The sequence below is a fragment of the Pseudovibrio sp. Ad26 genome (assembly GCF_001623285.1).
GTDB classification, from domain to species: Bacteria; Pseudomonadota; Alphaproteobacteria; order Rhizobiales; family Stappiaceae; genus Pseudovibrio; species Pseudovibrio ascidiaceicola.
On the sequence record NZ_LMCE01000131.1, the window covers coordinates 1 to 20,977 of the forward strand.

At 46.6% G+C, this 20,977-nt stretch carries 17 protein-coding genes and 4 pseudogenes; 10 read left to right on the forward strand and 11 right to left on the reverse strand.

Features of this window, described 5'->3' with window-relative positions:
- Positions 1 to 158, forward strand: a pseudogene (locus PsAD26_RS29905) (AAA family ATPase); the annotation flags it as partial.
- Positions 159 to 506: 348 nt separating this feature from the next.
- Here PsAD26_RS29905 and PsAD26_RS23515 read toward each other — a convergent pair.
- Positions 507 to 1,403 (reverse strand): LysR family transcriptional regulator, encoded by an 897-nt coding sequence (locus PsAD26_RS23515; protein WP_063312358.1) that lies wholly within the window; start codon positions 1,401 to 1,403, stop codon positions 507 to 509.
- Positions 1,404 to 1,519: 116 nt separating this feature from the next.
- Between PsAD26_RS23515 and PsAD26_RS23520 the strand changes: the two genes are divergently transcribed.
- A complete protein-coding gene (locus PsAD26_RS23520; protein ID WP_063312359.1) occupies positions 1,520 to 2,260 on the forward strand; it encodes an SDR family oxidoreductase in 741 nt (246 codons plus the stop codon).
- 844 nt (positions 2,261 to 3,104) lie between these two features.
- Here the strand turns inward: PsAD26_RS23520 and PsAD26_RS23530 are convergent.
- Complete coding sequence (locus tag PsAD26_RS23530; RefSeq protein ID WP_193758347.1) at positions 3,105 to 3,872, reverse strand: helix-turn-helix transcriptional regulator; 768 nt, start codon at positions 3,870 to 3,872, stop codon at positions 3,105 to 3,107.
- A 134-nt stretch (positions 3,873 to 4,006) separates the two neighbouring features.
- Between PsAD26_RS23530 and PsAD26_RS23535 the strand changes: the two genes are divergently transcribed.
- Both PsAD26_RS23535 and PsAD26_RS23540 read left to right on the forward strand, forming a co-directional pair.
- Complete coding sequence (locus PsAD26_RS23535) at positions 4,007 to 5,839, forward strand: BCCT family transporter (RefSeq protein ID WP_063312361.1); 1,833 nt, start codon at positions 4,007 to 4,009, stop codon at positions 5,837 to 5,839.
- A 138-nt stretch (positions 5,840 to 5,977) separates the two neighbouring features.
- On the forward strand, positions 5,978 to 7,465 hold the full coding sequence (locus PsAD26_RS23540; RefSeq protein WP_063312362.1) for a M81 family metallopeptidase: 1,488 nt from the start codon (positions 5,978 to 5,980) through the stop codon (positions 7,463 to 7,465).
- A 97-nt stretch (positions 7,466 to 7,562) separates the two neighbouring features.
- Here PsAD26_RS23540 and PsAD26_RS30275 read toward each other — a convergent pair.
- The 3 genes and pseudogenes from PsAD26_RS30275 to PsAD26_RS23550 form a co-directional block, all read right to left on the reverse strand.
- Positions 7,563 to 7,756: pseudogene (locus PsAD26_RS30275) on the reverse strand (transposase domain-containing protein); the annotation flags it as partial.
- Between the two features lie 174 nt (positions 7,757 to 7,930).
- Positions 7,931 to 8,677: pseudogene (locus tag PsAD26_RS23545) on the reverse strand (IS30 family transposase); the annotation flags it as partial.
- Complete coding sequence (locus PsAD26_RS23550) at positions 8,616 to 8,870, reverse strand: transposase (protein WP_063312363.1); 255 nt, start codon at positions 8,868 to 8,870, stop codon at positions 8,616 to 8,618. The pseudogene PsAD26_RS23545 and the gene PsAD26_RS23550, both read right to left, overlap by 62 nt.
- A 69-nt stretch (positions 8,871 to 8,939) precedes the next feature.
- Here PsAD26_RS23550 and PsAD26_RS23555 point away from each other — a divergent pair.
- Positions 8,940 to 9,289 (forward strand): annotated as a pseudogene (locus tag PsAD26_RS23555) (DDE-type integrase/transposase/recombinase); the annotation flags it as partial.
- A gap of 269 nt (positions 9,290 to 9,558) precedes the next feature.
- Here PsAD26_RS23555 and PsAD26_RS23560 read toward each other — a convergent pair.
- From PsAD26_RS23560 to PsAD26_RS23585, 6 genes are all read right to left on the reverse strand, one after another.
- On the reverse strand, positions 9,559 to 10,023 hold the full coding sequence (locus tag PsAD26_RS23560) for a carboxymuconolactone decarboxylase family protein (protein WP_208985827.1): 465 nt from the start codon (positions 10,021 to 10,023) through the stop codon (positions 9,559 to 9,561).
- Between the two features lie 39 nt (positions 10,024 to 10,062).
- Positions 10,063 to 10,299, reverse strand: a complete 237-nt coding sequence (locus PsAD26_RS23565; RefSeq protein ID WP_057462486.1) for an Lrp/AsnC ligand binding domain-containing protein — start codon at positions 10,297 to 10,299, stop codon at positions 10,063 to 10,065.
- 83 nt (positions 10,300 to 10,382) lie between these two features.
- On the reverse strand, positions 10,383 to 10,982 hold the full coding sequence (locus PsAD26_RS23570) for a short chain dehydrogenase (protein ID WP_063287378.1): 600 nt from the start codon (positions 10,980 to 10,982) through the stop codon (positions 10,383 to 10,385).
- 40 nt (positions 10,983 to 11,022) lie between these two features.
- Positions 11,023 to 11,736: a pyridoxamine 5'-phosphate oxidase family protein gene (locus PsAD26_RS23575; protein ID WP_082830612.1), complete on the reverse strand. Its 714-nt coding sequence runs from the start codon at positions 11,734 to 11,736 to the stop codon at positions 11,023 to 11,025.
- Positions 11,737 to 11,836: 100 nt separating this feature from the next.
- The gene (locus tag PsAD26_RS23580) at positions 11,837 to 12,538 is read right to left on the reverse strand and encodes a glutathione S-transferase family protein (protein WP_193758348.1); all 702 of its coding nucleotides are present in this window, start codon (positions 12,536 to 12,538) and stop codon (positions 11,837 to 11,839) included.
- A gap of 36 nt (positions 12,539 to 12,574) precedes the next feature.
- Positions 12,575 to 13,231 carry a short chain dehydrogenase gene (locus PsAD26_RS23585; protein ID WP_208980642.1) on the reverse strand — a complete coding sequence of 219 codons (657 nt, stop codon included), beginning with the start codon at positions 13,229 to 13,231 and terminating at the stop codon, positions 12,575 to 12,577.
- Positions 13,232 to 13,457: 226 nt separating this feature from the next.
- Here PsAD26_RS23585 and PsAD26_RS30415 point away from each other — a divergent pair, with 226 nt between their 5' ends.
- The 5 genes from PsAD26_RS30415 to PsAD26_RS23610 all read left to right on the forward strand — a co-directional run bounded on the left by PsAD26_RS30415 (position 13,458) and on the right by PsAD26_RS23610 (position 20,311).
- A complete protein-coding gene (locus tag PsAD26_RS30415) occupies positions 13,458 to 16,658 on the forward strand; it encodes an AMP-binding protein (protein ID WP_193758349.1) in 3,201 nt (1,066 codons plus the stop codon).
- Between the two features lie 12 nt (positions 16,659 to 16,670).
- Complete coding sequence (locus tag PsAD26_RS23595) at positions 16,671 to 17,159, forward strand: thioesterase family protein (protein WP_063312366.1); 489 nt, start codon at positions 16,671 to 16,673, stop codon at positions 17,157 to 17,159.
- A 40-nt stretch (positions 17,160 to 17,199) separates the two neighbouring features.
- Positions 17,200 to 18,144: a DMT family transporter gene (locus tag PsAD26_RS23600; protein ID WP_063287382.1), complete on the forward strand. Its 945-nt coding sequence runs from the start codon at positions 17,200 to 17,202 to the stop codon at positions 18,142 to 18,144.
- Between the two features lie 102 nt (positions 18,145 to 18,246).
- Entirely contained in the window at positions 18,247 to 19,107 is an 861-nt protein-coding gene (locus PsAD26_RS23605) for a formate/nitrite transporter family protein (protein WP_063287383.1), read from the forward strand.
- Positions 19,108 to 19,189: 82 nt separating this feature from the next.
- On the forward strand, positions 19,190 to 20,311 hold the full coding sequence (locus tag PsAD26_RS23610; protein WP_063312367.1) for a hypothetical protein: 1,122 nt from the start codon (positions 19,190 to 19,192) through the stop codon (positions 20,309 to 20,311).
- The last annotated feature ends 666 nt before the right edge of the window (positions 20,312 to 20,977 follow it).

The following is a 20,977-nucleotide window of genomic DNA, read 5'->3' on the forward strand; positions in this document are numbered from 1 at the left end:
ATCACGCGGTCGTTGTCCAGATCGATGGTGCCAGCTATCGCCTCAGAGCCCATGCTGACCTTATGCCCGATCACGTGCGCTCAAACGCCTCCATAACCCCTCCACCGCCGCCAAAACGGCGCGGCAGACCAAAAGCAAAGGTCAGCGCTGACCAATAAACCTGGCTGGTCACCAAACCCTCAAACTGGGGAATTTTGGACCAGCGCTTTTGGGGAAATTTGAACCAGCATTGACAACATGCATGCAGCCGCTCACTGTAAAGAGCGACCCAGACTGCGAAGAGAAGCGTGACCCGGACATGGATATGATCCGAATGAAAAGGAAAAAGAGCTTGACCTCAACGCCCGATTAGAGAAGCGGTCATTCAACCTAATTCTAGGCATGATTGGCCAAGGCGAGACTTCAACTTCAGGTCGATCTCATATCTCTTGCAGCAGTCTACATTGTAAGTGGATGTAAATAGTTGTGTCGAGCTAAAGCAAACCTCCAAGGGGCAGATGTTTTGGTCAGATTGGGGAAGTTTTCATAAAAACTTTCACCGCCCAATCTACAAACACTCTCACCCTTGGCGATAAGTATCGGTCGCGCGGATAGAAAATCGATACCCGAGACGACGTTGGCGGTGTATCTTTGAGTAATTCAACCAGTCGCCCTGCTTTGAGGTCCTCAGCCGCAGAGTAGCGCGGCTTTTGAATAATACCAAGGCCGAGACATGCACACTGTGCATAGGCTTCTGCTCCGCTGACCGTCACTGGTGTAGGAAGCTTAAAGATCTGAACCTTGCCATTTTGGACAAACTCAAGCGGCAATATTGCCCCTGTCGCGGTGGACCAAAAACCGACCATCTGGTGCCCTTCAAGTGCGTCAATCGTTGAGGGTGTGCCGAACCGCTCAAGATAATCCGGTGACGCGCAGGTCACCTCGTCCAGATCAGCAAGCTTGCGTCCGATCATATCACTATCAATTGGATTACCGACCCGCAGAGCGCAATCCACACCTTCACGCACCAAATCGACCAGCCGGTCGCCTTCACCGATATGGATCTGAATGTCGGGATAGCGTTCCAGGAAATCAGGCAATGTCGGCAACAAAAAATGCCGTGCGAGGACCCCGTGCACGTCAACGCGTAGCATCCCCTTGGGCTTTGTCCCAGCAAAGGCATCTTCGGCGTCTTCAATTTCCGACAGGATAGATAGGCAACGCCGATAATAAGCTTCACCATCCAACGTTGGACGCACAACGCGGGTAGTACGATGTAACAGGCTAACACCTAATCTGGCCTCAAGTCCCTTGACTGCATCCGTGACCGTTGATCGAGGCAAGCCAAGATCGGCTGCGACTTTGGTAAAACTTCGAACTTCCACGATCCGTGTGAAGACGTTCATAGCATTAATGCGATCCATTTATTATCCGACTTAGCAGAATAGTGATGACGATTTGTACGCGATTATCCACATAACGAGAAAGCCTATTTAATAATCACAACCAGCATTGGTTGATCCAGGAAAGGAAAAAAGACATGAGCACTACTGAAAACAGAACTGCAATCATAACTGGATCTTCACGCGGGATCGGCGCTACGATTGCAGAACACCTCGCGGCAGGCGGGTTCAATGTAGTTATAAACTATGCAGACAATGAAAATGCTGGGCGTCAAGTTGTCGAAAAGATCAAGGCGACAGGCAATAATGCTATTGCGGTCCAAGCGGATGTATCCGATGCGGCAGCAGTAAAGCGAATGTTCGAGATGGCCGAGAAAACCTTCGGCGGTGTGGACGTCCTCGTCAACAATGCAGGCATTATGAAGCTAGCCACCATTGCAGAAAGTGATGACGCTCTTTTCGATAGTCAGGTCGCGATCAACTTCAAGGGCACGTTCAACCCCCTACGTCAGGCAGCCAAACGTCTCCGAAATGGTGGTGCCATTGTGAACTTCTCAACCAGTGTTGTCGGATTGAAACTCGAAACTTACGGCGTCTATGCTGCGATCAAGGCCGCAGTTGAGACGATGACGGCCATCATGGCTAAAGAACTGCGCGGGCGATCTATCACCGTCAACGCCGTGGCCCCCGGTCCGACCGCAACCCAGCTTTTCCTAGATGGGAAGCCTCAGGAGGTCATCAATCGTATGTCACAGATGACACCGCTGGAGCGTCTCGGCGAACCGAAGGATATAGCCGCCGTTGTGGCGTTCCTCGTATGCTCCGACGGTGCGTGGATCAACGGGCAAACCGTGCGCGCCAATGGCGGTTTAGTCTGATCGCCATTGGAAATGCAGGCGTGATATAGTTCTATCTGCTTGAGTAATGAACTTGACGTTTCTAGTTCACAATCGAGCAGTCTGTGCAGAGGCTTCGATCATCTTTTCTACACTACTCTCGATATGTCACTGTCTGACCAAAAGCGGACATCGACCCTTACATAGTGAAATTCTTTTCTGAACAAGCACTCAATCTCAAGTTGATTTGGCTGCAATGACTTAAAGTTTCACCCGTTAAAGATCTTTGCCTTCAACTCTGCGATCATCTTATCTTGTCCATCATTTGGTTCAACAAAGTCAATCAACTTGAGGTCTCAGCCAGATTTCCAATATGTTGGCATCAGACGACGGATACCCTTTTGAACATTTCGTTCAACAGCAGCTTCTCAAAGATATACCGCGACCGAGATTAGTTCTTGTCATTCAAAAAAAACGGCAGGATGTCTTGGCAAAAGCAAACCGGATATGGCCAAAGGTCTAGAGGCGAAACCTTGATGGGTCGTTTTAAGCAGGTGATCGGGACCACGCTCCGGTCACGAAAGATGAACAATCAGAGGACAGAGGCAAAACTTGGCGTCGCCGTTCTCAACACAATGACGGCCCTCGGACGCGCCAGGTTCGAGAAGGTTTCTGCATGACCAGATGCATGGGATTGGGCAAGCTGTATGCTAATTTCGAATTGTGCAACAGCACCCGGTGCTACGGCCTCTTCAACACCCAGGCGATTTTCAGCGCATATTTCTAGACCTTCAAGGCTACGCAACGTTCGCCTGAAATGTTTCTACAGAATGGCAGGAATGCCAGTAAACATTGCGCATGACGGATACTCAAAGTCTGATCTGGATCAGGGACGAACTCCCGTCAAGAGTTTGCGAATGACAGGATCAATAGCGGTGCTGGAAGTAGAAAAGATCCCTGTTTGCTCTATACTCCAGCGTGCCGATTTTTCGTCGGTAATGCGCTTCCAGACTATTGGCGTCGCGTAAGGCATAACTCGGGGCTTGGTAGCGACTCCCATTGTAAGCCCCTGAACTAAATTGATCTTCTGCCGATGTTCGGGAAACATGATGGTGCTTGATATAAAATTATCCTCGCTATTTGCGTTTTCGATAAGGTAAATCCTGTTACCTTGAAAAGCTACTAGACCTAAATGACGCGTTCTTTGGCGTACGCTGCCATCCTGGCTTTTGGCTCGTTCAAGCGTGTAGCTTACAACTTTCCCGTTCTCTTCCTGCAATCTGATCAAAGTGCGGATGATCCCACCCTCCCAAGTCGGAGTTTGAAAATGCCCATGATAGTATCCTAAGTACCGACGCAAATGCCTAGCTTGGTCTACGAAAATCGAATCCAGTGAATGGCGTGATCTATGAACTTCTCCATATCTGTTAGACTTTAATACAGCAGAAAACTGTTCTTCATCCAACATCAGAGCATCTACACTTACCCCGAAATACTGAGAAATTCTCCTTAGATTATGGGCCGAAGGCATGCCACCTCCGTTGAGATAGCGATTAAACTGCTGGCGGTTGAAATTAATTTCACGGCAAACTTGTGCAATACTGAAATGTTCAGAACATAATCTACGTAAATTTTTTGAAAAATTGGTAGTCATCATGGCTCCAAGCTTCGCAGTAAGACGTTAATGTGATTACAAATGATTACAGATGTGAATATCTGCGCACTGTTGATCGCTATCATATTGTGGTGGAACCACCTAAGTAAAAAGTACTAAGGAGGGGATTGAGTATGATAAAACCACCGTTTACGGATGTTGTGATTAAAAAATCATCGTCTGGATTCTATGAGAATTACTGTTTTCCAATTGCAATAGGCAGTAAATGCATCATGGTTGCGCTGGTTCTTTGGGCATTGCTTTGGCCTAAATCCGCGAACAACATTCTAAATAGTTTTAAATGGCAGCTTCTTGAAAACTTCAATGCCTTCTACATTATACTTTTTGGAGTTTTTGCAGTTTTTCTCATCGCAATTGCGGTCATTCCTTCAACAGGTAAGCTAGTAATGGGGCTTCCCGGAGAAAAGCCCGAATATTCGAATTTCTCATGGTTTGCAATGATGTTTGGTGCAGGTTTAGGCGTAGGTCTTATGGTCTTTGCTACTGCAGAGCCTTTGGGATTATGGGCATCAAATCCTGAAATTCTAGCGCAAAAGGTTGAGGCAAATACTATAGAAGCGCTAAGGCCAGCATACATCTTCACATTCGCACACTATGGTTTTCATACATGGGGCGTGTTTGTGATTGCCGGTCTAGCTATGGCCTACTGCTCTTACACTCGAGGCTTGCCTTTAACACTCCGCAGCGCTCTGACTCCGCTTATTGGACGGTATGCAAACGGATTTTTCGGGCACATTATCGACACGTTTGGCGTCGTAGCAACAATTTTGGCTGTTTCTGTGACGATTGGCTTTGGTGTCAGTCAGTTTCTGAACGGTGTTTACGCAATTACCGGGATGGAATGGATCATGAACCTGAGCGGTGAAACCCCAACACCAAGTGATGCGGGTCTGATCGCAGGGCTTGTGATCATAATGTCTTTGTCTATTCTATCCGCCGTATCAGGCGTAGGAAAAGGCGTAAAATACCTATCAAACTTGAACTTAATACTGTCTATGGTGTTGCTACTCACCTTCGTAATATTTGGTTCGTTTTTCTTTGCAATGACCACCTACGGCATCGCACTGGTAGATTACATTCTGAACTTCTTATCTCTGTCTTTTCTTGCTTACTTCCCACTAAGTGAGGCTGAATTCACAACGGCGTTGCCAGCAGTGGCGCAGCCATACTCAAATGACCTTTTTGCTGGTGCAACCAATGCCTGGGGCAGCTATGATAAATTTGTTTCAGGGTTGAGTAGCGAGGCAGCAACGCTAGATGAAGCGACCCTTTTGGCTGTCTACGAGGCAGGCAACAATGGTCGTCAGTTCACATGGCAGGCAGGATGGACAACCTTCTACTGGGCTTGGATGGTTGCATACGCACCTTTTGTAGGTTTGTTTCTTGCTCGGATATCAAAAGGCCGTACGGTTCGTGAATTTGTTATCGGTTGTGTTGTTGCACCTTCCTTGGTTTGCTTTGCGTGGATGACAATTCTGGGTGCTACAGCAATTGACCTTGAACTTAGTGGCATTGCGAACGGAGCTATCTCTAGCGCCTCCAATACAAACAAGCTTTTCATAACTATGTCCTACATTCTGGACGGCGGATTTTTGTCTGCGATGAATGTTGTATGTGCTGTACTGGTCCTGACATTCTTGGTGACAACAGCAGACTCTGGTATTTTGGTCATGAACACCATCATGTCTGGTGGAGATCAAGAAACGGGCATCAAGCATCGCATTGTTTGGGGCTTCGTTTTGACGGGTGTTCTTGGCACTTTGTTGCTTGCTGCGGGCGAAAGTAACCCGATGGAGGCGATACAAAACGCAATGATTATTGGAGCCTTGCCATTTTCTTTCATTTTGGGATTGATGATGATTGCAATGGGTAAGGCGATTTACCGTGATCATTTGCGTGAAAAGTATCATGCTGCAGGGCTTGTAACTGCAGAAACTCAATTATGACACAGCAACCAACTGATAAATCTACTCATTTACATTAATACTGTCCATCCGTTTTGCGGCAAAAGCATACTCCTGAAAAGTGAGCGTTAGTTCTCGGGAGTATGCAAAGAACCAAAATAAACAAGAGGTAATATCAGGATGAATGCTAAACCGCGTGTCGCAATTGCAAGCTTTATGCATGAAACTAATACGTTTAATCCGGTAAAAACGCCAGTATCTGAGTTTGAGAAAGCAGACAGTTGGCCTGCTGCAACGCGTGGACAAGACATGCTCAAAACTTTTTGCGGCATGAACATTCCCACTGGTGGCTTTATCTCGGAGGGTAATGATTTTGAACTATTACCGATCTTGTGGGCTTCAGCAGAACCTGCAGGCAAAGTGACGAGCGAAGCATTTGACGTTTACACCGAAGAAGTTTGTGACGGGTTACGTGGTCTACTTCCACTTGATGGCGTGCTGTTAGATCTGCATGGCGCGATGGTCGCAGAAGGTTTTGATGATGGGGAACAGGAATTTCTTGAACGCATACGTTCTGTTGTAGGAAATGTTCCAATTGTTGCAGCGCTTGATTTTCACGCTAACATTTCAGCTGACTTTGTCGAGACGTGTGATGCAATCACAATATACCGAGAATACCCTCATATCGATATGGCGCTTACAGGGGTACGGGCGACACGTATTCTCAGACAAATATTAAACGACAATAAACCTATAGAAAAATCGTTCTTACAATTGCCCTTTTTGATCCCATTGTCGGCACAGGCGACCTCTATTGAGCCATTTGCTACAATTTACTCCGGTTTTGATGAGCTGAACATAGAAGGTCTAATCAGTGTGGATGCTGCAGCGGGGTTTTCTTCTGCTGATGTAGCTAACGCAGGACCGTCCGTTGTTGCCTATGCCGCGACAAAGAAGGCGGCAGAACAGGCCACTCAGATTATTTTTGATCGGTTCATGGCAGCACGCAGCAGTATCGGAAACAATCTTTTATTGCCGGAGGATGCGATTCACAAAGCTGCAGAGTTAATAGGGCAATGTCCAAAACCGGTCATTCTTGCGGATGTTCAGGACAATCCAGGTGCTGGAGCATCCAGCGATACTACCTCTATTTTGCATTCGCTTGTCAGTCTGGATGCAGTTCCTGCAATCGTTGGGATCATTGCTGATACTGATTGTGTGGCGCAGGCGTGGGAGGCTGGGCTAGGGTCTTTTATTAAAGTTGCGCTTGGCGGCACAGCCCCCATTGAAAATGAGACACCCCTAACGGCAACATTTGAAGTGGTACAGTTAACTGACAAACCGATTGCCTGTACAGGTGATATGTACGCTGGTTGCCTTGCCGATCTTGGTAAAATGGCCTTGTTGCGCATTACAGGACTGACCAATGATATCCATATCGTGGTTAGCGAAAAACGCTTTCAATGTGTTGACCTAGCCCTTTTGCGCAGTTTTGGACTATTGCTCGAAGGTCCATTGATTATCGTAGTCAAAAGTACGGCTCACTTCCGCGCTGATTTCGACCCCATCGCACAAATGACTATTTTAGTAAAAGCCCCCGGCTTAAACCCTTGCGTTCTGAACGAGGTTATATACTCAAAGTTGCGGGATAGCATACAGACTTCGTAACTGGAGTTCCTCCTGTTCCCGAACAATCGTGAGCGTTCGGTGAAGGCGTCCTGTTCCATTGGTTCGGGTTCAGTTACGCTGCTTTTGCAGCGTAACATCATGGCATGAGGTCGTTGATACGATTGATTTTGTGACCTGCAATTTGAGCCGGCACCCACGTGAGCCAGGCTTGGTGATCGACATTATTGAGCTTAGTGGTTTCAATGAGGGTATAGGCTATATAGCCGCAGCCTTACCGCCGCCTTCTGATCCCATGAAGAGAAAATTCTTCGTTCCAAGAGCCACAGGTCTCGTTGTACATTCGGCGCAAATGTTGCCCGAATCCAGAGATCCGTTGTGGAGGTAGGACCTGTCCGTCATCTAAAGTCACTCCAGATCGCCTGTTAGAGCTATTGTGAACGCCTTCGGGTGAACGTGTCTCAACCTATGATGGAAACATTCGAATGTCAGCAGTTGGCGGTGGATTCAACTGGTCGCGGCAACACACTGTGAGAACTTCTCAGCTGGAGTTTGATATTGCAAGGTCTTGCGTGGTCGTTCGTTGAGTTGTCTTGCGATTGCATCAAGTTCAGGCTGCGTGTGTACAGATAAGTCAGTGCCTCGGGGCAAATACTGCCGCAGCAAGCGGTTCGTATTTTCGTTTGATCCGCGTTGCCACGGTGAATGTGGGTCGCAGAAGTATACAGCAACATCCGTTACTAATGTCAGGCTTAGATGATCTGCCATCTCCTTGCCTCGATCCCAAGTCAAGGATCTGTAAAGTTCTTTCGGCAATTTGTGGGTGTGTTTGATCAACCCGGAGATAACACTGCTCGTGTCTTTGTTGGCAACCTTAATCAACATGACATAGCGTGTTTGCCGCTCAACAAGAGTGGCGATATAGCTATTCTTGGATCCTCCGATCAGATCACCTTCCCAATGCCCTGGTATTGCGCGGTCTTCGATGCAAGCGGGCCTTTTGCTGATCGAAACGGCATCCTTAATTTGGCCTAGACTATTTCGTTTGAGGCTTGCGTGTCTGGACCGGCGTATCGTGCGTTTGGCACGCAGATGGTCCAGCAGTTCTTTCTTCAATACGCCGCGAGCCTGTATGTAAAGGCTTCGATATATCGTCTCGTGGGACACCTGCTTGTTTACGTCTCCTGGAAAGCTACGTTTGAGCCAGCCGGCAATCTGTTCTGGAGACCACTTGCTGCGCAGCTTCACAGATACTGCGTGGCTCTTCTTCGGTAGACTTCATCGTTGAGATCATTGGCGCATCAAGGCCGCCATATTTGGCGCACCATTTATAGTAACTCACCGCGCTCAAACCGTGTTCCCGGCACAGCTGAGCAACCGGAATGCTGCTGTCGCCCTGCTTCAAGATTGCAATGATCTGCCTGTCGCTGAAACGAGATTTCTTCATAAAATCAGTCCTCAATATGAGGCAACAATATCTCTACTTTTAACTTGATCAAATAACGGGGGGATTACCCCAACATATGGCCTTGCTATATCCGAGTTGAAAGCAGAAGGAAAATGCCCCACGGACACTGAACATCGCCAAGTGGAGTATCTGAACAATATCATCGAAGCTGATCACGGCAACTGAAACAGCTCATCAAACCTGTACGCGGGTTCAAAACCATGAAGACCGCCTATGCGACGATCAAAGGCTTTGAAGTAATGCGGGCACTGCGCAAAGGTCAGGCTGGTGCCTTCAACTTCTCGAAGGATGTTCTGGGTGAAGCCCGCCTCGTTGAGCGGGCCTTCGGAATTGGCCCAAGTGCTCTATCTGAAGCTATGACCATGCTCGAAAACCATCTTCAGAGCGATAAAATCTAATAAGATAGCCCTGAAGTCACACAAATTGCGCTCTAAGACACGTTTGCAACAGAGCCGGATGCTTTACACACGTAATCGCGGCAATGCTCAGATCCCGCAAGTTTGCAATTCAGAAGTGATGGGCAAATGTTGACGTTACATATCTTAAGTAGAATGCCCCTCGCATATCCTGCGTTCTAAGGCGACATAGCGCCCGAGTTCAATACGTTGGGCAAACTGAAATTTGATTTACGAGACACCGACAGCACGATCATGCTCCTATGAGAAATCTATTTAGAAACTGAACTTTTGGGTTTGTCGCCAAAACTTATAGCAAGGCGGTTCAAACCATTCATTGCGCATACGATGAATGTCAAATCTACGGCTTCTTTTTCCGTGAAGGTCTCCAATAGAAGGTTCAAATTGCCCTCAGATTCACGTTCCTCAGAGATTATCGTGACGCTTTCTGCCCAACTGAGGGCAGCGCACTCTCTTTGTGAGAAAAGGTTGCTCTCCTTCCACACCGGTAAGCAATCCAGTTTCTGTTGATGAACATGAGCTTTTCTAGCTTCGTTTGAATGCAAATCTACACAGTATGCGCAGCCATTGATTTGTGAAACACGCAACTCCACCAAAGTTTTCAGGGTTTCCTCAATTGCAGGGACCTGCTTTTTGATGGAGAGGAGTGAATTTACGGCATCTGCGTTTATCTCAAAATAATTTAATCCCAATTCCATTTCTCCAGTGTTGATCATCTCTATATCTGGACTGCCAACTGGCGATAAAACTAACGCTCAGAATGGATCGAATGCGAACATAGTTGAAGTCTTTTCAATGCCTTCGATATCGCTCACCATTTTGGAAACAAGGTTTGGTGCTTCGTTGAAATCTTCCAAATATGTTTTTGTCATGATGTCATATTCACCGTTGATCGAATAAATCTCGGAATGTAGTTCTTTGATGGCAATCTCATTTGCGATACTACGCCACGATCCTGGTTTGCATTTTATCTGGACAAATAAACACCGCATCGTTGTAAGGCCTCCAAAAGGACATTTTAGAATTGGGTTTGCAAGTAAGAATGTGAGGCAAGTAGAGATCTCTTTCCTTGATTTTATTCTCCTATAATACGTTGCCCAGAAGCGGATCCCTCAACACTTTTCGCATAAGCTGCGGCGACAATTTTTGAAGAAACTGGTTCGTGCCCCTTGAGGGTTTTTCCATAGCGCTCATAGGAAATGTCCATGAGGCCTGGACTCACGACGTTCAGTCTAATGTTGCGAGGCATTTCAATCGCTGCAGCTGTTGCAAAACCAGAGAGTGCAGCATTTGCTGTCGCAGCGCCAACACCATTTGGAACAGGATGTTGATCCAATAGCCCGTTTGTTAGGGTGAAGGATCCACCATCTCTGACATAACTCATACCTGCGAGAACAACGTTCACTTGGCCCATGACTTTATCGGAGAGTGCATACATAAATTCAGCTTGAGAAATTTCCTGCAATTTTGCAAATTTAACAGAGCCTGCTGTCACTACGATAGCGTCCACTTCTCCAATCGCATTAAATAGCTTTTCAAGAGATGTCATGTCAGTCATATCAGTCTGATAGTCACCAGAACTGCGGCAAACTCTAATAACTTCGTGTCTCTTGCTGAGCTCTTTACAAACCGTTCGACCAATATCTCCACTTGCACCAATAACAACTATTTTCACCTCATTCCCTCCTTGGTAGTGATCTAGACTTCAACTTGCCTCAGAACTCGCGTTTGAATTTAGATTGGGACAAATAATCAGGCGAATGAATGTTTGGATCAGTAGCAGTATCTGGAATCGGTGTTTCAAGTATTGTGCGAATTGGAATTGTTCCTGTCCAACAGTGGGGGTTTACACCTTCAGGACCATACTCCTTAAGTGCGTTGCTCTGCTGCCTTCTCAAAATATCCATGACAGAGTTGTCGTAGCGATGCTTTACGGATACTTCCTCAATTGGCAAACGCATGAACTTAACCTTTTGGATTTCTTCTTCTTTATGTTCACGCAACTCTGAGCGGCGACCAGGAAATAATGTTTCGACGAATTCAAATGCGACATCCATCTTCTCATTACTGTCTTCAACCAGCTCTGATTTGCCATGGATCGTGACCGAGCGATAATTTACAGAATGGTGAAAAGCTGAGCGTCCTAAAAGCAGCCCGTCCAGGTGACTTACATTGAAGCAAACATCAATTTTTTTGGCCTGTTCAAGCAACATCTTGCTGCCAGCTAGACCATGCCAATAGACGTAATTACCTTTGCGCCAGTAAAGTGTGGGATTTAAGAAGGGCTTGCCGTCGAGTACAAACGCAATCGTACACATATACCCGCTATCCAATATATCGTAGACTGCTTGCTCGCTGTAATCTGCGTATTCAGGGGCTCGTTTAATTGTAGACCTTTTGGTTTTTTCAAATACTTTAGTGGACGTCATATTACTTTTTCCAATTTTCTATGGCTCGCATGACTCAGAAAAAAAACTGCGGTTTTGAGATGAAAATGTGTTGTCCTGGCAAATTGTAATTTGGTGCCGATCAATATCTTAAAGGCGTGCTTTCAGCTGATTTGAATTTCTCAGGCAGGAAAGTGGACAAGTACGCCTGCCGCTTCCCGAGCAATTTGTAATAAGCCTGTTTTAGGTCACTGTGAGCTGAGCGTTGAACGTTTGCGTCAGCCATTAACTGGTTGTTGACTCTGCAAATATTGCTATGACGTACTTCGTCAAGAAGACCGGGGGCTATTTCGTCAATATAACTCAAGCGAAGAAGTAATGGCGCTACTGCGGCTTCTACGAACGAGAATGAATCGCCAAAAAGGTACTTCCCACCGTGCGAGGCAGCTTCCAGTTCATCGAGCTTTTTATGAAGCGTTCCTACAGTTGAACCGTATTCTTCCTCACTCCCCATTACGGAAAGATCATACAGACTCCACATCAGCTGGTTAATGAACTGAATCCACGCACGGTCACGGGATCGTTCAAACAAGTCCGACGGATATGTCTTTTGCTCAGCGTAATCCTCAATAAACTCGATTATTGCTATAGATTCAAACAGCACCTGATTTGTACCAGCGAAAAGAACTGGCACTTTTTTTAGCGGGGAAACTTTTGTGAACCATGTTGGAGGGTTCGACAAGTCGATATATTCGATGTCAAAATCGAGGCCTTTCAACGACAGGGCTATAAATACCTGCTGCACAAAAGGACATAAATTATAGCTTACGAGTTTAAATTTCAAACTTTGCCCCCCCATGCAGCATTGCTTACAAACACCTTAGTCTACGGTCACCAGTTGTCCGTTAATGCCTCCCTCAACGCACTTAAGATAGGCATTTGCGACCCTTTCCGATGAGACTGGAGTATGACCAGGAAAAACGCTTCCATATCGTTCGACGGAAATGTCCTGGAGCCCCGTGCTAACAACGTTAATCCGAGTGTCACGTGGCATTTCAATCGCCGCACTCTTCACAAATCCGCCGATAGCACCATTGGCAGCAGCTGCACCGCTTGCCATTCGGATCGGGTCTCTATCCAGAATACCGCTTGATAGGGTAAACGACCCGCCGTCATTGAGATAGTTTAGGCCTGCGAGTACGCAGTTGATCTGGCCCATTGCCTTGTGCGTGAGGTTAAATAAAAATTTATCTTCAGGGAATTGCTCGAGAGGGCAGAAATGAACCGCACCAGCAGCCAGAACAACAGCGTCTACTTTTCCGATCTCTTTGTACATGGCATCAATAGAGGATCTCTCTGAGATATCTGCATTTACGTCACCACTGTTACGTCCAACTTTAATCACATCGTGATGGTCCGGTAACGCAGCACATATCGTCGTTCCAACATGTCCTTCTGCACCAATTACAACAATTCGTTGAGCCCGACTTGAGGTGTTCATTTCCGCTAGATTGGTCGTTTTTCGTGCATGGCTCATCAGTCACCCTCGGGGTTTATATCCACATATTACCGTAGAGTTTCTAAATTAGAATATTAGAATTTAAAAATGAAAACATTTCATTTATTTGGTTCTTGAAATTTGATCATAAAAAAACAAGTATTATATCGATAACGATAGTATTGAATTGATCTTATCAAATCTAAATTATATATTTTACATAAGAGTAATATTATAAATATTATTATTTAGGAGGCTGATGAAAATGTTGCTCGAAACAGGGCATGTTGACGAATTTGTCAACAATAATCTTCCAGTAACTGAACTACAGCCAGAATTTAAAATTGATCTTTACCCATATCAAAAGAAGTTAAACGTAGGAGTTGAACTAGTTGATGCCTTAGTGGAGCGGGGGTTCGGCGAACATCCGGCTTTAATCGGCTCAAATGGTACATTGACGTATCAGCAGCTTAGAGATCTTTCAAATCAGATTGCTAGAGTTCTCAGTGAAGATTTCGGCGTCATGCCTGGGAACCGGGTCATGATTAGGTCGAGAAACTGCCCAATGATGGTGGCGTGCTTTTTGGCAATCTTGAAGGTTGGTGCAGTTGCTTTCAATACCATTGCGCTCATGCGTGCGGGCGAACTGAGCATCTTGATCGATAGGGCTAAGGTAGATTTGGTTCTTTGCCAAAAAGGTTTAGATGAAGAGCTAAGCCTGTTGGATAGAAACACACGCCCTGATCTTAAAATTGCGGAATTTTCGGCAATCATTGACGACAAAGCGACTGTGAATGCTAAGGCAATCTTCAAATCGACTAAGTATGAGGCAGCTAAAACCTCTCAGAACGACATTGCACTGCTAGCTAGTACATCCGGCACGACCGGGAAGCCTAAAATCACCATGCATCGCCATCGCGATATCCTTGCAATTGCTGATGGATTTGCAAGGCAAGTCCTGAAAATTGTGCCAGGTGATGTCTGTATAGGTACACCTCCGTTGGCATTCACTTTCGGTTTGGGCGGTTTGGCGGTGTTCCCGTTACGCTTTGGCGCAGCTGCCGTTTTGTTGGAGCAGACGTCACCATTCAATCTGGCAGAATTTATCGGCCAGTATGATGCAACTGTCTGCTTCTCCGCACCAACAGCATACAAAGTTATGCTTTCTGAAGAAGTTAACTGCAAACTTCTCAAGACTTTACGTTGCGCTGTATCCGCTGGTGAGAACTTACCGCAACCAGTGTTAGAACACTGGCAAGATCGTATAGGCGTTCCAATCATAAATGCGATGGGGTCAACCGAGGCACTACACACATTCATCTCAACCCGCCTGGAAGACTTTCAGTCAGGCTCTGCTGGCCTCTGGCCAATTGAGGGGTACGAGGTTGAAGTATTTGATGATGGTATGAAACCTGTCGGGATTGGGAAGCCGGGCTGGTTGGGTTTCCGTGGACCAACAGGTTGTCGCTATATGGATGATGACCGACAGGCCGAATATGTCAAAGATGGTTGGAACATCACCGGCGACTTCTTCCGCAAAGATCAGGATGGAAAGCTACACTTCGTTTCTAGAGCAGACGATATGATTATTTCGTCTGGCTACAATATAGCTGCTGCTGAAGTTGAAGAAGCACTGCTTTCACATCCATCCGTTCGAGAATGTGCAGTTGTAGGTATACCAGATCCAGATAGAGGAAGTATCGTCCGCGCGCATGTCGTTCTGGCCGATAAGAATAGCAAAGCACCGAGCTTAGTTGAGGCGTTACAAGAGCATGTGAAGAACACTATATCACCATACAAATTTCCAAGATCGATTATCTTTGTTGACAGTTTGCCCAAAACCGAAACGGGCAAATTAAAACGGCACATGTTGCGCAAGGCGGAAAATACAAACGGCGACAGCGCTGAGGACAAGGATTCTCTGATAAGTGAAATAGCTAATGACCCAACGATAGGGGCTGGAAATTTTCTTTTTCGCGTCCACGAGTTAGCAGTAGATAATGAACGTACAGCAGTCACTCACATTGATATTGAGGGACAAGCTTGGGCATTTTCCTTAAATGACCTGGTAGCGAAAGCAAACCATATAGCATCTTGCTACTGGCATTTGGGTATACGGGCGAAATCCATTGTCGCATTATATTTAGATGATAGCATTTCCTATTATCTTCACTACCTCGCTTTAACGAAGATCGGAGCTATCCCTGCATTTTTAAATGGCGGAGTTTTTCCGGAAATTGCGAGTAAGTATCTATCAAAGATCAAGCCTGAGTTGCTTGTTTCTGAAGGGGAAAGGCTGGGTGAGATCCTCACCTACAACGCCAATTTCGAATGTCCAACAACAGATATCATTGAGGTGGAAAAACAACCTTTCTCGCTTCCCTGTGAAACCTATGATCACTTGGATGATGATACTGTTCTCATTAGTCATACTTCCGGTACGACGGGTCTTCCCAAGGCGGTTTCTTTTAGTCAAAAGTCGATAATTTACGGGGTCAAGAAGCAGCTTGGTAAGAAGCTCGGCAATGCTATGTTATCGGCTGCACCGATCTCACATGCGGCTGCCATCACAATGCTGATGAGCAACATAATGCGTATGAACCATCTGATTGTCACTTCAGATAAATCTCCTGAAGGGATAGCGGCGGCAATTGAGACTTTTGAGCCGTCAATAATGTTCGCATTCCCTAGTGTTTATGTTGATTTGTGTCGGATTGACATTGATCCAGACCGCCTCGCCTCCATCAATATATGGATGAGTACTGCGGATGCATGTCATGAGCCTCATGTCAGAAAAATGCTTCAATACGGTCATCGTTATGAGGATGGAAAACGCGTAAATGGTGCTCTGTTTATTGATAACTTGGGCTCTTCGGAATTCGCTTTTGGGATCTTTCGAAACATCCACACGCTTAAGACCAACAACTACAACCGCTGTGTGGGTAAACCATTTTCCTGGATCGAAGTCGCGCTCTTTGATGAACAGGACAAAAAAATCACCGATTATGACGTAGTCGGCAGGCTTGGAGTTAAATCACCGAGTGTGACTTCAGGGTATTGGGAGAATCAAGAGGCGACCGCAGACGCCATTCTTGACGGCTACTGGCTTACTGGAGACCTAATCTACAAAGGCGAGAATGACCTTTACTACCACGTTGATAGAACAAGCGATTCGATGCTGCTGGGCGGCAAAACCTACTATAGCTGCCAGCTCGAAGAGGCCTTTTTGAAAAATATTCCTGAGATCTTCGATTGTACAGTGGTCCAAGGCGAACTTGAAGGAACTTTAAAGGTTGAAGCAGAAATCAAAGAAGGCCTGCCTTTCGCAGATATCGCGCAGAGAATATTCGTATATTCCAACCAGAATAACCTTCCGGATATCACTGAAATCAAGCAGGTTTCTCCCGGGTCTAACGAAGGGGTCACAGGGAAAAAACTAAAGCGTGTCATCCGCGAAACAGCTTGATTGGATTGCATAATGCTTAAAGACATTGAAGTGTCATCAAATGCGAAGCTGTTTTCTGTTTCCAAAAATGTAGAGTTTTGCGAAACAGACATGGCAGGCATCGCGCATTTTTCAAATATCTTTCGATATGTAGAATTTGCGGAGACGAGGTTTTTCCAGCAAGGCGGAATGAGTATCTGCGATCCGGCCAAAGATCAAAAGTGGCCGATCCTCTCAGTGAACTGCGATTTTCTGCGACCAATGACCTTTGGCGATGAGATACTCATCGCCATAAATGTTGGCCGGATTGGCACAAAGTCACTGGTGCTTAATTTTTTCATCTGTAAAAAGCTGAGCGATGGCCGCGAAGAAGATGTTTCCAGAGGCCAGCTGACAGTCATTCACGCCAAAGCGTCGGGCGAACACGGCAAAATTGCAACTGCCGAAATTCCACCTGATTTCAAAAGCTACCTCCGTGAATATCTGGCAGCGGCAGATTGTGATGAAATAACAGCTGGTTAACCTCTTATTCAATCACGGAAAGCGAACTGGAAACAAATATATGCCTCCACGCCAAAGACCGAACCCGGCGGTAATTGCTAATCAGGTTTTACCGCTGTTGTTCGTCATTCTTTACAGTTCGGGGTATGTGGCATCGAAAATCGGCATCGCATATACAGATCCGTTTACGTTTCAAACCCTGCGATTAGCCGCTCCAGTTCCGCTTTTCTTAAGCATCATTTTTTTAATCAAGGCTGAGTGGCACAATAAACCGATAGAAGTATTCCATGTCTGCGTGACCGGAATTCTCATACACGGATTTTGCTTCACAGGTATGCTGATCGCATATGAATGGGGGATGGATGTAGGCACAGTTGGCCTGATTATGGCACTGCATCCAGCACTCGCCTCTGTGGGGGCAATCGCTTTTCTGGGCGAAAGATTCAGCTTCAAACTGATACTGGGCTTGTTGCTCGGGACAATAGGTGTCCTGCTCGTCGTCAACCAAAAAGCCAATTTAGATAATAACACCTATAGCGGGGTGTTGCTTACAGTCCTGTGTCTTTTCAGCATGGTCGCAGGCGTGCTCTACCAAAAGCGATTTATAGCGCACATGAACCTGATGACAGGGTCACTGATCCAGCATTTAAGTGCGCTCATCCCCGTGTTTGGACTAATGCTTGCCTTCGAGCCAATGGTCATCAACTGGTCCGTCCCTCTGCTTGGATCATTACTTTGGCTAAGCGTTGTTCTTTCTCTAGGAAGCTGGGTGCTTTTTTATATTCTCATACGAAGCGGCGATATTTCACGTTCGCAGAGCTATTTTTTCTTAGGCCCACCCATAACTGTATTGCTGGCATGGATATTCTTCGATGAAGGTTTCGGATCTTATTTCATGTTCAATCTCAGCCTGATCGTGGTGGGCATATTGATTGTCACCAGACATAAAGCACCAAAGGTGATTGAAACCCAAACCCCGGAGGAAAGCATGGCACGAAGCAGATGAAGTCCGCTCAACGTCCGTATCACCCAAACATCTAGCAGGTGGAAGAGTGCTGCCCGCACCATTGTTTGGGAGTAGTTGGTTTATAGAACATGGAGATTTGGAATGTCTTATAACGAACCGCGCATCTTTGTCGAAAAGATCATTGACGTGGGTGAGGAAAAAATCTTCATAAACCCAAGAATTCTGATGATCCGGGCCTTCATGGCTGGCGCAATTCTGGCAATTGCTGCGGTCTTTGCAATCACCGTCGGCGTGCAAACCGGCTTCCCCATCGTAGGGGCTGTCCTGTTTCCTGTTGGTTTTTGCATGCTATATCTCATGGGGTTCGATCTTGTTACCGGAATATTCGTTCTTGCCCCGTTGGCCTGGATTGACAGGCGGCCCCACGTCACTCTTAGCGGTGTGGTAAAGGCGATCACGATTACTTTCATCGGCAATTTTTTAGGCGCCCTGCTGGTCGCTTTTCTAACTTCTGTCATCTTCACCTACGGTTTCTCAGCACCAGTCAATCATGTTGGCGAGGTCATCGCGAACATCGGTAAGAACCGCACGGTGGGCTACAAGGAACATGGCATGGGCGGCATGATGACTATCTTCATCCGCGGCGTCCTGTGCAATTGGATGGTATCCCTTGGTGTGGTTGGCGCAATGGTCTCCACCTCGGTCAGCGGAAAAGTCATCGCAATGTGGATGCCGATCATGCTGTTCTTTGCAATGACCTTCGAGCATTCGGTGGTCAACATGTACCTGTTTCCAACGGCGCTGATACTGGGTGGAGACTTTTCCATTCTCGATTATCTGATCTGGAATGAGATCCCGGTCGTGATCGGTAATCTGGTCGGAGGACTCGCTCTCACCGGGCTGCCGCTGTTCGCAGCTCACATGCGTTCCGCTGACATAAAGGAAACGTACTCGCGCGCGCGCTTGGTGAACACATCAGCTTATGAACGCGACATGCTCTAAGCATATGCCATTTAAACGCTTGATACATTTAGAAACCACATTATAGATCCGACGCAATATTAGCGATTTTCAGGAGAAATTTATGACAAATCTTGATCAAGAGACAGTGGGTACACAGCGTCGCCCAACAGGCATGACCGGCATGGCTGGCGGCGGTTTTTACGATGCCAACTCCGCCCCACAGTGGGAGCAAATCGCAGCCGTCCTACCCTGGTTAGAAGACACTCTCTCAAGTCTGCCCTTAGAAAAAAGCTCAGGACCAGTTACCTTTGCAGACTTTGGGTGTTCTGAAGGACGCAATTCTATTTCTGTCATGCGTCACCTCATCGGCAAGACAATGCAGCAGACAGACCGCCCGTTTCTGACGATCCATTCTGATTTGCCGACAAATGATTATTCTAAGTTATTTCTTGGTTTAAGACCTGACGGACAATCGACATTCGGCTCACAGCGGGTCTCATCAGCAGCCGTTGGCGGATCGATGTATGATCAATTACTGCCAGCAGACAGCGTTCATGTCGCCACTACCTTCAACTCAATCGGCTACTTGTCCGAACGCCCGCTTGATAAGTTGCCCGGATACGTATTGCCAAACGGCCCCGGCAAAAGGCGGGCAAACGGTCACGTCACAGAAAAAGAGAGTAAGATATTTGCTAAGCAAGCCGAAGATGACATGGCAGCCTTTTTAACCGCCCGGGCGAACGAACTTGTATCAGGCGGCAAGCTTATGGTTCAGGTCTTCGGCTGTACAAATGAACTCCGCACCTGCGACGGCCTGTTCGACCTTCTCAACGACGCTCTTCTAGCGCATGTCAAACTCGGCAATATTTCCTCGCAAGTATATGAGAGATACTATCAGCCAGTCTATTTCCGCAGTCTGGAAGAGCTGACATCCCCTTTAACGAACTCAGCGTATAATCTGGCCGGTCTTTACACGCTGGATCGAACAGAAAGCTATGAAGTGCCAGTCCCCTTTGTTGAAGCTTACAAGCAAGACAAAGATCTGGATCGCTATGCTACCAATTATGTCAACTTCTTCCGGGCATTCACTCAAGCAGTGTTGCGTGGAAATCTCCCCGATACACCATCAAAAGCAAATCTGTTAGACCAGATCTACAAGACAGCAGAAACCCTTTTGAAGACCACTCCGGAAGATTATTCATTCCGGAATATCTCTGTAGCAATGCTTCTGACACGTAAATAACCGCTCTGTTGCAAAGTCTAGCGCAGATAGATAATCATACTGCGCAGCATTTTGCCCAATAACCGAACTTGACACTATGCAAGACACAAATGTTGCAAGAACTAACAGCGTTGCTTTCTTCAAATCTTCTTGCTTCAGTGGCACAACCGTCGAAGCCGGGGTACAACGCACTTGGGGGCACCTCAGATTCCGATAAATACCAATATAGCTCAGGAACTTCTGAGTAGTTCAAGGTATGACACTCTAGGATGCTGCTGGGTGAGGCAGGCAGGTGGCAATCCCCCGCTAGCTGATCGAGGTTAAAAGTAGAGATGTTGTTGCCTCATATTGAGGACTCACTTTAAAGAAATCTTGTTTCAGAGATTGCGTAACACTTTACCTAAGCTGTACTCAACCCTTGATGGAAACGTCCGAAGGTCCGCTCATGGCCCAGTACAGAAATGTTGCTGCGTGACCAGTGCAACATTTGACAAACTTAGACAGCGCTAGTCAATGCTCGACTTCAACCTCGGAGTGACCTCACCCAACTTACGCCTGTCTGTAGAGATTGCGATAAGCGCCTTTGCGGGTAAACGTGCTATTCACTCGAACATCCCCAACGTCTCCGTATCTTGCAGCAGGGAACGGAAGGCACTGTTTAGAAATACCTTCCGTAGAATAAACTCG